Here is a 13,173-nt window from a genome sequence, read left to right on the forward strand (position 1 = left end):
TACTATTTGAAAGAGGTATCTATTATATGAAAAAAGTATTTCTATTTTTCTTAGTTGCTGTACTAGCAGTATTTACAGCTGCCTGTGGTGATAAGTCATCATCGTCGAAACAGACGGAGAAAACAGATAAATTAACTGTGTACACAACCGTCTATCCTTTAAGCTACTTTACAGAGCGTATTGGTGGCGATTATGTAGAAGTATCTTCTATATATCCTCCTGGTACAAACGAGCATACATTTGAGCCAACGCAAAAGGATATGATGAAATTAGCTGACGCGAATATATTTTTCTATATTGGCTTAGGCCTTGAAGGTTTTGTAGAAAATACGAAAAAGACATTAGCCAACGAAGATGTCACTATGGTTGCTACGGCATCTCAAATACCTGATGAAAAATTAGCCATTAGCACGGGTCATTCGCATGACGCAGAAGATGAAGCTGATCATGCGCATGAAGCCGCTACGGAAGATGACCACGCACATGACGAGCACGAAGATGCGACTACGGAAGATAATCACGCACATGACGAGGATGCTGATCATGGAGATCATGCTCATGGTAGTGTCGATCCCCATGTATGGCTGTCGCCTGTTATTAGTCAAGATTTAGCATTATCCATTAAAAATGCATTAGTTGAAAAAATGCCAGCTCAAGAAGCGACATTTACAGCAAATTATGAAGCGCTCGTAAAAGAGCTACAAGATTTAGACACTGAATATAAAGCAATGGCTGACACAACGCAAAACAAAACGTTCTTTGTATCGCATGCTGCATTTGGCTACATCGCGGGTCAATATGGCTTAACACAAGTTCCAATTGCAGGGTTAAACTCGCAAAATGAACCGTCTCAAAAGGAATTAACAGCGATTGTAGATAAAGCAAAAGACTTAAATATTCATTATATTTTATTCGAGCAAAATGTTTCTTCTAAATTAGCCGAAGTCATTCAAAAAGAAGTTGGCGCTCAATCACTTGTCCTACATAATTTAAGCGTGTTAACAAGTGATGATGTGAAAAATAATGAAACGTACTTTACTCTAATGAAAAAAAATATGCAAACTTTAGAAACAGCTCTAAATGAACACAAGTAAAACAACGATACGAAGTTAACGATTTAGGATGAAGAAGGAGGTGCCCCGTAATGCTTAGGGACACCTCCTTTATTATGACGTACTTTTCTTGCGGCATACGCTTTTCAATTTTGCCAAAACTAATAAGCCTCTTCATCCTTGCATTCCCATTTATTTTCGTCTTTACAATAACGGGACGGACCATAAGAGCGCTCTGTAGAACAACTTTATCCTGTTGTTCATAAAAAAAGAATTGATTATACTTGGTGGGAAGTTGAAAGTCATTTGGTAATTGAGCAGACTGTTCTAATAATTGCTTCATTTGAAGTGCATTATTTTCTATCTTAGCTAGCTCACGATTAGGGGTAAAAAGATTAGCTAATGGTTGCGTAAGAACTTCAATCCTACTTTGCTCTTGCCAACCTGCATATTTTTCACTTGTTGCTGAAGGAAAACTCGCAAAATCCCATGTATGATCTTTTGCTAATTGCTGATCCGAAACGAGAAAATAGTTATAACGTACCTCGCCCTTTCGATCTGGCAATGGATCATCCCATGTCACATCAATATGGTACCATTCATTATCTAAATTCACTAACACCCATGCATGCAATTGTTCGCCTACTTTACCCGGCACATATCGCACTTCAAAACCTAGCATATCTAACATTCGATAAAGCACTAAAGCATAGGCCTGACAGACACCTTTGCCTTCGCTAAGCAATGTGTAAGGCGAATATTGGCTTCCTACACTATCTTTTGAGTACTCTGTTGTTAAAACGATATAATCATGTGCAGCCTGTATTTTTTCTAATTCGCTTAATCCATGCATAGACGCAACAATAGTTGTCAATGTTTGCTCTGTAAATGCCTCCTCTTCCTGTGAAATATGATAAGTAAATTGAAAATGAATGACAATATTATTAGCATAGCCATCATACTTCCATTGGAAGCTGGAAATATTGGCGAAAATATATGGATCTAAAATGGCATGTTTGATAAGCTCTGTTAGTTCGTTTTGTAATTCAGAAGTTTTACCAGTGTAACGAATTTCAAATTCAGTAGACAATTGCATCACTTCTTTCTGAATTTGCTGTTGTAATATTTCGATTGTATTAGCTGTTGCTATATTCTGTGATTCGTAATTTGCGAATACTTGCACATGACTCATTTGTAAAACAAATAATATAATGACAACATTATATATAGTTTTTCTCATATGAGTCATTCTCCTTTACTAAATAGTTTATGCCCCCCATTATTTATTATGTTAAAGAATAATTAATTTAATCAAAAAAATATAATTTCAATAATAGAAGCCTAAAAACGGATAGTGCATGAGCCATTGTGGCACAATACGAAGCTTTAAAATTGTGAGTGACTGGCACATATACTTTATACAATTGTTTGAGAATTGTTTGAGTGACTGGCACTTGAAGTAAAAAAAATGAGGCTGGGACATAACTAAAAAAATTTAAGGAATAGAGGAAAGCTGTTCATAAATTTTTGCTATATGGAGACCTTAGCTATTCTTGCTTTTGCAATTAAAAAAATTAGAAGTGTTCACTAGTTGTTGGTAGCGAAGGCGGTGACTCCAGCTCAGAACAGCACATAATGTTAGACGCTGGCATTCCGCGCGTAGCGAGGGTTGCGGCTTACGGTGTGCCCGCGGAAAGCACCGCTGTAGCGGACATCAACGGCATAGCAAAAAAGTGTTAGATTGATTGGGTTCAATCTAACACTTTTTCTCTTTTGTCCCAGCCTCATTTGTAAAGGCTTAATCCGTTATTGAAAGTTATTCACTTGAAAGTAACGCTGCTAGTTTTCTTCTTAGCAGCTTATTTGCTCCATTGCGCGGAAGTGTATCGATTATCTTAATTTGTTTGGGAACTTTATATTTAGCCAGTTTCTTTTCACAATGCTGCTTTAAGTTTTCCATCGTGATTGCTTCTTTTAAAACAACAAAAGCTATAGGAACTTGCCCCCATTTTTCATCTTCAATGCCACATACCCCTGCTTCCTGAACAGCCGGATGTGCCAATAGCACATTTTCAATCTCTGCTGGATAAATATTTTCACCACCGGAAATAATTAAATCTGCCCGACGATCCACAACAAATAAATAACCTTCCTCATCCATATAGCCAATGTCTCCCGTGTGAAGCCAGCCCTCTTCAGTTGCGCTTTTCCCGGCAAAACGACCTATGTAACCAGGCGTTACGTGGGGACCTCGAATACATATTTCCCCTTCACCTTGTGCATTGGGTGCTGAAATTTTTATTTGGTTAAAAAACAATGGCTTGCCTGCTGAACCAATCTTTTTCATCGCATCTTCACTTGCCAGTGTAGCCGTTTGTGATGAAGTTTCTGTCATACCATATGTTTGAGCTACTGCTAAATGCACTGCACTTGCTCGCTCTAGATAATCTACTGGTACAGGGCCACCGCCGGCTAGCATCAATTTAAAGCGTGGTGAAGCCTGCGCCTTGTTTAACTCAAGGGTATTTAAAATGCGTTCTAATGTTACAGCGACCACTGACATATGGGTGACATCACCATCCATAATATTTTGCGTGATAGCATCAACATTAAAGTGCTCATATAGTTGCACTTTATTGCCGTATAACAATGAACGTACTAAAATGGAAAAACCACTTATATGGAATAATGGCATTGCACACAACCAAACATCATCGGCTTGTAAACCTATGTTTAGAACAGAGGCTGTAGCACTTGCCTGATGATTGCCAACTGTTTGACGAACGCCCTTTGGGAAGCCTGTCGTACCAGACGTATACATAATGGATGTTGTTTGATTGAGTGACCATTCTTTTGCAATATCAACATACTGCTCTTTACCTTTTTCTATTGCCGTAAATTGATGATAGGGTACGGATGACGGTAATTTTTCTACATCCTCATCTGCGACTAGCACAATCGTTGCTTGTGAATCTTCTAATTGATATGCGATCTCAGCTTGAGTCAGCCTGCGATTAAGCATCACCATCTCACATTGCAAATGCATACAAGCATACATTATAACGACCAGTGCAGGCGTACTCGGGCCCATAATAGCGATGCGATGCCCTTGCTGCACCCCAAGTACTGTTAATTGTCGAGCTCGTTTTAAGGATAGCTCATTTACTTGTTGAAAGGTCCAAGTTTGTCCTTCATATGTGAGAGCGCTACGTAATGGCGTAATAGACGCTCGCTGCAAAATCCAATTTGGATACATTGTTTGCTTCCTCCGATCATTTACACTGATATGGTACTGCTTTTAGCCTGTTATAGACAGAAAAAGAGGCTGGGACATAACTAAAAAAATTTAAGGAACAGAGGAAAGCTGTTCATAAATTTTTGCTATATGGCGAACTTCGTTATGGCTTCTGCTCAGAACGCACACCGTAAGACGTGGGCATTCTGCGTGTTAGCAAAGGGTGCGGCTTACGGTGCTAAGCGGAAAGAACCGCCGAAGCGGACAACAACGGCGCAGTAAAAAAGTGTTAGATTGACTGCCATCAATCTAACACCTTTTCACTTTTGTCCCAGCTTCCTTCCAATATTCCGAATCAAGGGAATCTTGGGAATTGACCAAAGTCTGGTTGACGTTTTTCTTTAAATGCGTCACGACCTTCTTTTGCTTCATCAGTAGTGTAGTAAAGAAGTGTAGCATCGCCTGCCATTTGTTGAAGACCAGCTAAGCCGTCTGTATCAGCATTCATAGCTGCTTTTAAGAAGCGTAGAGCTGTTGGAGACATTTGTAGCATTTCTTCACACCATTGCACCGTTTCGTCTTCTAATTGTTCATAAGGAACAACTGTATTGACTAAGCCCATATCAAGCGCTTGCTGAGCATCGTATTGACGGCAAAGGTACCAAATTTCACGCGCCTTTTTATGACCGATAATACGTGCAAGATAGCCTGAACCATAACCAGCATCAAATGAACCAACTTTAGGACCAGTTTGTCCGAAACGAGCATTGTCTGCTGCAATTGTAAGGTCACATACAACATGTAATACGTGTCCTCCACCGATAGCATAACCAGCAACCATCGCTACAACTGGTTTTGGAATTACACGGATTAAACGTTGTAAATCAAGAACGTTTAGACGTGGGATTTCATCTTCCCCTACATAGCCACCGTGGCCGCGTACCTTTTGGTCTCCACCTGAACAGAAAGCATGCTCGCCTTCACCTGTTAAAATAATAACACCGACATTTTTATCATCGCGGGCACGAGAAAATGCATCAATCATTTCCATAACTGTTTTTGGTCGAAATGCATTGCGCACTTCTGGACGGTTAATCGTCACTTTAGCGATACCGTTATAAAACTCATACTTAATATCTTCGTAAGTATGTAATGTAGTCCATTGACGTGACATTGAAATACCTCCTAATTATAAAATTCGCCTCATTGCTACTAAGAGGCGCTAACGTAAAAAACATTACGTTAAATACTCCTTTACTATTGTAGCAAATTCAGCTGGATTTTCCACATGAATTGCATGTCCAGCGTCATTTACTGTCATATGCTTTCCATTTTTTAATAACGCTTTCATTTCCAATGCAATATTACAAAATTTAACATCTAATAAACCCGTTATTAATAGTACAGGCAATTCTAATTGAGTTAAATTATCCCAGTTCGATGGTTGCATGCCTGTTCCAATTCCTCGTAAACTGCCTGCCAAGCCCTTTTCACTTTGGGACAATCGTTCTGCTCGAACTGCTTGTTTTACATTTTTAGCTAAACGCTTCTGCGATTCAAATAGCGCAATATTTTCCCACGAATTAACAAAGGACTGTAAACCATTCGTTGTTATTTTCTCCGCTAACGCCTTATCACGCTCGCATCGCTCCATACGCTCTTTTGCAGTTCGCAAACCAGGAGAAGCACTTTCTAACAGCAACTTGCTGACACGTTGAGGGTAAGCAATCGTATAGGATAGTGCAATACGGCCACCCATTGAATAACCGAGCAATGCAAAAGTTTCTAATTGTAACTGACAAAATATTTCTTCTAAATCACGCAATTGTTCAGCCATTGTGAAGCGACTTACTTGCTCCGGTACGGCTGTTTGACCATGACCAATTAAATCAATCGCCACAACTCGCACATGTGGAAGATCCTTTGCTAAATTTCGCCATGTAGCAGTACTACCTGTAAAGCCATGCAGGGCAACTAGTGTTTGCCCCGCTTCTTCATTCCATATATCCACATGTGTCTCAAGCCCACGAATCATTAGCTTTGCCATGCTTTTAACCCTGCATTAATACGATTCCAAAGCGCGCGGTGTGCATAGACATTTTCTTCACGGTTTGTAAAAATCTCAATTAATCGTAACGGATTTTTTTTCACCGTGTTAAATTTCGGCACTAACTGTGCAATATCCTCAACACAAATGTAGTCCATATCGTACATATGCGCAATGTCTTGGAATGCAAGTGCAGTCGGTGTACCAAATAAATCTTCATAATGAGCCTCTACCGTAGATTGCGGTAAATAAGAGAAAATACCACCACCATCATTATTCATGACAATAATGGTCATATTACATGCTTGATAGCGTGACGCAATTAGGCCGTTGACATCATGTAAAAAAGCTAGGTCTCCGATAAGTAGATAGGTTTCACGGTTATTTCCTTGGCTTACGCCCATTGCCGTTGAAACGACGCCATCAATGCCATTAGCTCCACGATTCGCAAAAATTCGAATATCTTTTGACGTTGCCATTAAAAACGTATCGATATCACGAATCGGCATGCTACTGCTAACAAAAATATCACTGCCATTTGGAATGATTTCAAGTAAACGGCTTACCATAGCACCTTCGTCAATTGCGCCTTCTGTATAATGCTCAATATACTCAAGTGCAATATCATTCGCATCTTGCCACTCCGCTAAATATGCCGCCTCTAGCACAGTTTCAGCAAGGTCTAATTGTACGAGCCATTCGCCAATGCTTGCATGCAGAAAATGAGTGGACACCCCTGTTGAATCACGGAACATCGGATCTTCATCGACAACAATATAAGCTTGAGGCTGTGACTTTGTAATAAATTGCATAATAAATTTCGATACAGGCTGTGCCCCTAAGCGCAGAACTGTTTCAGGTTCTACTAGCGCTTTAAAATCATCGTTTTTCATAATGGCATCATATGTTGTCATAACATATGGCAAACAATCCTTTGGCACGGAAGTTCGCATATTCGATAGACTCTCCACAATGATTGGCCATTTTAATTGGCGCACAAACTCCCACATAACAGTTAAATCTGTCCCGAGCGGAAGCTCCCCAACAACAACAAATCCTTTTTTAGTGTCTCGTAAAATAGATGCTAGTTCTACTTGTGCATCTTTCGGTGGCGTTAACTGTCCAATATGGCTTTGCTTAAATGTAACAGTTGGAAGCTCCTCTCGAAAATCAATGAGCAACGGTTCACGGAACGGTACGTTAAGATGTACTGGTCCAAATGGTGCACTTGTTGCAATAGCTACTGCACGTGCAATATGACGTTCAATAAATGGCAATGTCGGTGCAGCACCATCCGCTAGCGGAAAATCCACACTCCACTTTACATGTGCTCCGTATAAATTCGTCTGATTAATGGCTTGTGGTGCTCCTACTTCACGTAATTCATGTGGACGATCGGCTGTTATAACAATTAGTGGTACTCTTGCATAACTGGCCTCCACAATCGCAGGATAATAGTTTGCCGCCGCAGTACCAGATGTACATAACAAAACGACAGGCTTAGTAGTCGCCTTAGCAATGCCTAGCGCAAAAAATGCAGCAGCTCGCTCATCTACTTGACGGTACATCGTCAATTGCTTTGTTGAGGCAAAAGCATAAGCTAGTGGCGTCGACCGTGACCCTGGGCTTACAACAACATGTTGGACACCTGCCTGTACTAATGATGCAACCATTTTATAAACATAATCAGTCAATATTTTCCGTTCACTCATGTACTTGTCCTCCTAACGCTCGAAGCATTGGACGGAATTTCACTAATGTTTCCTCATATTCAGATTGTGGCTCTGAATCAGCTACAATACCGCCACCTGCATATAAATAAGCTTTATCTTTTAGTAGAGCTGCTGAACGAATCGCAACTGCGAATTCTCCGTTACCCTCCGCATCTAACCAGCCAATAGGTGCAGCGTAAAGACCACGGTTCATTGGCTCGTATTTACGTATAGCGGTCATTGCCTCTTTTCTTGGCACACCGCCCAAAGCAGGTGTTGGATGCAAATGCTTCGTCAACTGCAAAATGGTTGCTTCGTTATTTAGCTGACCTTCAACAGGTGTAAATAAATGTTGGATGTCTCTAATTTTTAGTAAGCGTGGTCCATCAGGTATTTTCATTTCAACGCAGTTTTTTCGGAATGTTTCCGCAATCATATCGACTACATATTGATGTTCTCCACCATTTTTCGGATCATTTAATAAGCTTTGTCCATAGGCTTCATCTTCCTCCGCCGTTTTTCCTCGTTGAATAGATCCTGCAACACATGATGAGTAGGCACGACCATTTTCAACCTTTACAAGACGCTCAGGAGATGCGCCGAAAAATAATAAATCTTGCCACTCCAACCCAAACAAATAGCTTTCAGGCTGTTCGTGAATTATTTGAGCTAATACTTGAGGTGAAGTTACTTGCTCCTTAAATTGCAGCGCAAGGGAACGTGCAATGACAACCTTATCCGCTTTCTTTGCTTTAATTAATGCTGTCACTTGATCAATTGATGCTAAATAAGGATCCTTATAAGGCTCGAAATAATTTGTGATTTCGGGCTTCGCATACATTTTCACTTCTTTTACTTGAGCAGCATGGATTAAATGATTTCGTTCTTTACGCAACGCCTCTAATTGTCCATCTGCCTCAGCAGCATTTGCAATAAGGTGAATGCCTATATAGGCTTTATCATCACGTAAAACAAGCTGATACGTTGCTAAGGCAAAATAAGCCTCTGGAAAGTCCGTCCACTCCCCACCTACATTATTTTGTGGATCAAATGTAAAACCACCAAATAAAATTGGTTGTAGTTCAACTTGACCTTTTACGCAATTTTTCGTTAAGCGCTTCCACTCTGCTTCTACAGCATCAAAGCGGTTATTTTTTTCGTTATTTTGAATTGTGTGAGCGTGTCCTAGCCCAACTAATGTCATTGTTTTTTCTCTATTTTGCCAATAAAATCGTTCACCTTTATAACGCTCCTCGCCCGCTGCAAAAAATGCAAGAGCCGATAAGCGACTTACTTCGATTGTTTCCATATAAAAATGAAGGTTTTGGCCCAAAGAGTCCACTTCTACTTCTGTGGCTTGGTACCACTTCTGTTGCATGAAAATTACCTCCGTTATTGCAATGTACATATCAATGATGTTTTCGCGTTATGGTACGTGTTGCGTTGTCCTTCACGTACATAACATCCTACGTCTGTCGCTTTGATATCACTCACAAATCCATCTGTGACATCCGTCTTTAGCATTACTTGTTCCGCTAAAATAGCCGTCCTATATGTTTGACGGCTCTGTTCTTTCTACTGCTTAATTTATATTCCCATCTCTCAAATGCATGTACTATTGTATCATTTTTTTAAACATAACAGTATGTAATAAGCTGTGAACCTATCCAATTTCTCTTTCTTCGTATAAAATAAGAAGAGTCTACAATAGTTGAAGGAGAGAAAGACCTTATGACCAAAGTCATTGAAGCTGATAGGGGTTTTAAAGTTTGGTGGCATTTAACTCGTCCACATACTTTAACCGCTTCATTTGTTCCAGTATTTTTAGGAACAGCGATTGCGCTAGCAATTGAAAAAGAAACCATTCATTTTGGACTGTTTTTTGCAATGCTGATTGCCAGTATGCTGATTCAAGCAGCAACAAATATGTTCAACGAATATTATGATTACAAGTTAGGATTAGATAATGAACATTCTGTCGGCATTGGTGGCACGATTGTGCGTCACGGTGTTCAACCGAAAACGATTATGCTGATTGCCTTAAGCTTTTATGCACTAGCTATGCTACTTGGCATTTATATTTGTGCTTCCACTTCTTGGTGGCTTGCTGCAGTTGGACTAGTATGTATGCTTATAGGTTTTCTATATACAGGAGGGCCGTACCCTATCGCATATTCACCTTTTGGAGAGCTTGTTTCAGGCGCAGTCATGGGGATGGGTATTGTCTTAATTGCCTTTTACATTCAAACACTTACTGTCACATTAGATGCGGTATTACTTTCTGTTCCGAGTATGATTTTAGTTGGCGCCATTATGCTTTCTAATAATATTCGTGACATCGTTGGCGATACAGAAGGTGGACGTAAAACACTGGCCATTTTAGTAGGCCGCGACCGTGCTATTTCTGTGTTATCTGGCTTTTTCATCGTTTCGTACCTTTGGGTTATCGCATTAGTAGCCATTGATGGGATTACTTTTTGGGCGCTTATCATTTTCCTAAGTGTACCGAAGCCACTCCGAGCAATCCAAATTTTCCGCGATAAAAAAGAAGCCAAAGAAGTAATGCCCGCGATGAAATTTACAGCGCAAACAAATACATTCTTCGGTTTCCTATTAGCAATTGGTTTATTAGTAAATTATTTCTTTTATTAATATGGTTAGTTGATTGCAACGGAGGCAGCGACTTCAACGAGCACAACATAAAACGTTAAATGTGGGCGCATCACAGGCAAGTTAGAAAATGGCGACTATCGGTGTGCGTTTGCCTATAGCAGAAATAACTTCGTAGCGATTTTTACTCTGTTGACACGCTAAAGCAGCAACTTTATTTAGTTGCTGCTTTTTTTAAATATTGTTTGAAATTATTATGCGCAATTCCGCGAACTTCTTCATCTGAAAAATGCTCACGTAACATCTCTAATAAATTTTGCGCCTCACCTGCATGTGCAAGACCTTTGATTGTCATATCTATTCCGTCAAAATCAGAACCTACCCCAAGATGCTCTATTCCAACGACACTTGCCAGATGCTTTATATGCTCAATTAAATCATCCATTGTTGCATTGTCGCCAATAAAATGCGGGTAGTAGACTAGATGAATATGCCCCCCATGCTCAACAAGTGCCTTAGCCTGTTGATCTGTTAAATTACGCGGGTGGTCACAAATGGCACGTGCATTGCTATGGCTAGCAATAATATGCTTTGCTAGCGGCAGTACATCCCAAAATCCTTGCTCATTTAAATGGGCAACATCAATGATAATATCCCGCTCATTTAGCATATTAACAACTTCCTTACCAAATGGCTTTAAACCGAGGCTAGCATCTTGCTCAGCACCATAGGCTACAGCATTCTCTTCATTCCATGTAAGACCTACTAACATAACACCTGCATCCAAAATGGCGGAAAGCTTTGTCAAATCCTCGCCAATTGCACTACAGCCTTCTAAACTTAAGATAGCACCAATTTCATGAGGTGCTAACGTATCGAGTTGTGACCATTCCGTAATATGCACCATGCCCTCTGTTTGTAATACTTGTGTATGAAAGGCTTCAATTTGGCGCATAACCTCTAAAAATTGCATACTTTGAGGTATTTCAGGGTCGATAAAAATGGCAAATACTTGTGCTTTTACTTGCCCTAATTGCAGTCTTTCTTTATTAGCATGTAATCGGCTATCATTTCCAAATTTCGGTTCTTCTAATGTCGTTAACTTTAATAAAACATCACAATGTAAATCAATTATTTCCATGTCAATCACCTCATACAGTTATTATACTGTTTAAGGGAAGAAATGCTCTTATTTTTTACATTTTATCTGATGGTGTATCAGACGAACCAAATTCCTCAAGCTCTTCGAAATCATCTGATTTTGGTAAAGAGGATAACACATCTTCTTCTACTGGTCGCAGTAAATCGTCTCTTTGCTCAGCATGCTCTACACATGTCAATGCATGTGGCATAGCCTCTAAACGGCCTAACGGAATTTCTTCGCCACATACAGCGCACTTACCATATGTGCCATCTTCTATTGCTTGCAGCGCATGCTCGATTTCTTCAGCATGGTCACTGCGATGTTCATCAATGGCCATCTCTGTAAGTTGGTCTGTTAAATCACTTGCATTATCAGCTGGATGGTTATCATAATTTGAGAGCTCTGTTGCCTGCGGTCGCTCTGATTCTTCTAGCTGCTTCTCTAGTTCTTGTAATTCCTGCTGTAATTGGTTTTTAAACTTTTCGATCATTTGTTGATTCAAAAAAATCTCCTCCTCATACTTTCATTTTTTCCTAAATATCTATTTCTAAAACATCTGTATGAGAAGGATTCCATTAGTTTTGTGTGTATTCTCTAATTACATCATGGAGAAATTGAGTAGCACCTTCTGACACATGTTGATCGTAATATGCAGTAAAACGTTCATCTGCTATATACATTTGTGCTAAACCAGCATGTGCTTCCTTTGTATATTGCGACCACGAAAAGCTCAGCCAACGCTTATGCAGTTCTGCCACTTCCATGGCGACATCATTTTTCACGTCGCCTATAGCCATTGCCTCTTTTAATCGTTCAAATAGTTGCTGTTCGAGTTGCTGCATTGCCTTATATTGTTCCTCTGATAAATTCTTAAACTTCGCATTCGATGCATCGACCTTTTCATCGCCATAGTTTGCACGAATTTCTTTACCGTATTGTTTTTCATTTTCCTCAATCAGCATTTCTTTAAAGCCTTCAAATTTCTCTTCGTTCGTCATTGGTTGTTCCTCCTCAATCGATTGAATGGTTTGTTCCACTGTTTTTAATAATTGATCTAGCTGTTTTTTTCGTTGTAATAAAGCATCACGATGTGTTTTTAATGCTGATATATGTTGAAATTCAGGTGCATGAATAATGTTGTAAATGGTTTCAAGCTTCATATCTAACGCTTTATAAAACAAAATTTGCTGAAGAATATCGACTTCTTGTTGCCCATAAAAGCGATACCCTGCTTCATTTGTTCTTGCCGGCTTTAGTAAATCAATTTCATCATAATACCGCAACGTTCTCGTACTTACCCCTGACAATTTAGCAAGCTGTAAAATGGTATACTCCATTGCTTTCACCTCCATATTTATACTGTAAACCTTTCC

General features: G+C 39.7%; 12 protein-coding genes. 2 read left to right on the plus strand and 10 right to left on the minus strand.

Going from position 1 to position 13,173, the window contains the following annotated elements; genetic code table 11:
• Positions 1–26: 26 nt before the first annotated feature.
• A complete protein-coding gene (locus MHH88_RS17030; RefSeq protein WP_339259601.1) occupies positions 27–1,094 on the plus strand; it encodes a zinc ABC transporter substrate-binding protein in 1,068 nt (355 codons plus the stop codon).
• Here MHH88_RS17030 and MHH88_RS17035 read toward each other — a convergent pair.
• The 7 genes from MHH88_RS17035 to MHH88_RS17065 all read right to left on the minus strand — a co-directional run bounded on the left by MHH88_RS17035 (position 1,036) and on the right by MHH88_RS17065 (position 9,570).
• Complete coding sequence (locus MHH88_RS17035; RefSeq protein WP_339259603.1) at positions 1,036–2,292, minus strand: transglutaminase domain-containing protein; 1,257 nt, start codon at positions 2,290–2,292, stop codon at positions 1,036–1,038. The genes MHH88_RS17030 and MHH88_RS17035 overlap by 59 nt on opposite strands.
• Positions 2,293–2,868: 576 nt before the next feature.
• Entirely contained in the window at positions 2,869–4,308 is a 1,440-nt protein-coding gene (locus MHH88_RS17040; protein ID WP_339259605.1) for an o-succinylbenzoate--CoA ligase, read from the minus strand.
• Between the two features lie 334 nt (positions 4,309–4,642).
• Positions 4,643–5,461: a 1,4-dihydroxy-2-naphthoyl-CoA synthase gene (gene menB / locus MHH88_RS17045; protein ID WP_339259607.1), complete on the minus strand. Its 819-nt coding sequence runs from the start codon at positions 5,459–5,461 to the stop codon at positions 4,643–4,645.
• Between the two features lie 63 nt (positions 5,462–5,524).
• Positions 5,525–6,334 carry a 2-succinyl-6-hydroxy-2,4-cyclohexadiene-1-carboxylate synthase gene (gene menH, locus MHH88_RS17050; protein ID WP_339259609.1) on the minus strand — a complete coding sequence of 270 codons (810 nt, stop codon included), beginning with the start codon at positions 6,332–6,334 and terminating at the stop codon, positions 5,525–5,527.
• Entirely contained in the window at positions 6,322–8,046 is a 1,725-nt protein-coding gene (gene menD / locus MHH88_RS17055; protein ID WP_339259611.1) for a 2-succinyl-5-enolpyruvyl-6-hydroxy-3-cyclohexene-1-carboxylic-acid synthase, read from the minus strand. The genes menH and menD overlap by 13 nt, the downstream gene beginning before the upstream one ends.
• Positions 8,039–9,424 carry an isochorismate synthase gene (locus MHH88_RS17060; RefSeq protein WP_339259613.1) on the minus strand — a complete coding sequence of 462 codons (1,386 nt, stop codon included), beginning with the start codon at positions 9,422–9,424 and terminating at the stop codon, positions 8,039–8,041. The genes menD and MHH88_RS17060 overlap by 8 nt, the downstream gene beginning before the upstream one ends.
• 14 nt (positions 9,425–9,438) lie before the next feature.
• Positions 9,439–9,570: a hypothetical protein gene (locus tag MHH88_RS17065; protein ID WP_339259614.1), complete on the minus strand. Its 132-nt coding sequence runs from the start codon at positions 9,568–9,570 to the stop codon at positions 9,439–9,441.
• A 207-nt stretch (positions 9,571–9,777) separates the two neighbouring features.
• Here MHH88_RS17065 and MHH88_RS17070 point away from each other — a divergent pair, with 207 nt between their 5' ends.
• Positions 9,778–10,698, plus strand: coding sequence for a 1,4-dihydroxy-2-naphthoate polyprenyltransferase (locus MHH88_RS17070; RefSeq protein ID WP_339259616.1), 921 nt, complete (start codon positions 9,778–9,780; stop codon positions 10,696–10,698).
• 172 nt (positions 10,699–10,870) lie between these two features.
• Here the strand turns inward: MHH88_RS17070 and MHH88_RS17075 are convergent, their stop codons facing one another.
• The 3 genes from MHH88_RS17075 to MHH88_RS17085 all read right to left on the minus strand — a co-directional run bounded on the left by MHH88_RS17075 (position 10,871) and on the right by MHH88_RS17085 (position 13,137).
• Positions 10,871–11,797: a dipeptidase gene (locus tag MHH88_RS17075; protein ID WP_339259618.1), complete on the minus strand. Its 927-nt coding sequence runs from the start codon at positions 11,795–11,797 to the stop codon at positions 10,871–10,873.
• Positions 11,798–11,852: 55 nt separating this feature from the next.
• On the minus strand, positions 11,853–12,302 hold the full coding sequence (locus tag MHH88_RS17080) for a TraR/DksA C4-type zinc finger protein (RefSeq protein ID WP_069513943.1): 450 nt from the start codon (positions 12,300–12,302) through the stop codon (positions 11,853–11,855).
• 73 nt (positions 12,303–12,375) lie between these two features.
• A complete protein-coding gene (locus MHH88_RS17085) occupies positions 12,376–13,137 on the minus strand; it encodes a MerR family transcriptional regulator (protein WP_339259620.1) in 762 nt (253 codons plus the stop codon).
• Positions 13,138–13,173 lie beyond the last annotated feature (36 nt).

Origin of the sequence: Lysinibacillus sp. FSL K6-3209, assembly GCF_037976175.1 — a bacterium.
Taxonomy (GTDB): domain Bacteria; phylum Bacillota; class Bacilli; order Bacillales_A; family Planococcaceae; genus Lysinibacillus; species Lysinibacillus sphaericus_D.

Excerpts from the sequence above, each read along its gene's own strand:
- MHH88_RS17065 (WP_339259614.1), bottom strand. The coding sequence starts at position 9,570 with ATGCTAAAGACGGATGTCACAGATGGATTTGTGAGTGATATCAAAGCG.
- MHH88_RS17060 (WP_339259613.1), bottom strand. The coding sequence starts at position 9,424 with ATGCAACAGAAGTGGTACCAAGCCACAGAAGTAGAAGTGGACTCTTTG.
- menB (WP_339259607.1), bottom strand. The coding sequence starts at position 5,461 with ATGTCACGTCAATGGACTACATTACATACTTACGAAGATATTAAGTAT.
- MHH88_RS17085 (WP_339259620.1), bottom strand. The coding sequence starts at position 13,137 with ATGGAGTATACCATTTTACAGCTTGCTAAATTGTCAGGGGTAAGTACG.
- MHH88_RS17040 (WP_339259605.1), bottom strand. The coding sequence starts at position 4,308 with ATGTATCCAAATTGGATTTTGCAGCGAGCGTCTATTACGCCATTACGT.
- MHH88_RS17035 (WP_339259603.1), bottom strand. The coding sequence starts at position 2,292 with ATGAGAAAAACTATATATAATGTTGTCATTATATTATTTGTTTTACAA.
- MHH88_RS17030 (WP_339259601.1), top strand. The coding sequence starts at position 27 with ATGAAAAAAGTATTTCTATTTTTCTTAGTTGCTGTACTAGCAGTATTT.
- menH (WP_339259609.1), bottom strand. The coding sequence starts at position 6,334 with ATGGCAAAGCTAATGATTCGTGGGCTTGAGACACATGTGGATATATGG.
- menD (WP_339259611.1), bottom strand. The coding sequence starts at position 8,046 with ATGAGTGAACGGAAAATATTGACTGATTATGTTTATAAAATGGTTGCA.
- MHH88_RS17070 (WP_339259616.1), top strand. The coding sequence starts at position 9,778 with ATGACCAAAGTCATTGAAGCTGATAGGGGTTTTAAAGTTTGGTGGCAT.
- MHH88_RS17075 (WP_339259618.1), bottom strand. The coding sequence starts at position 11,797 with ATGGAAATAATTGATTTACATTGTGATGTTTTATTAAAGTTAACGACA.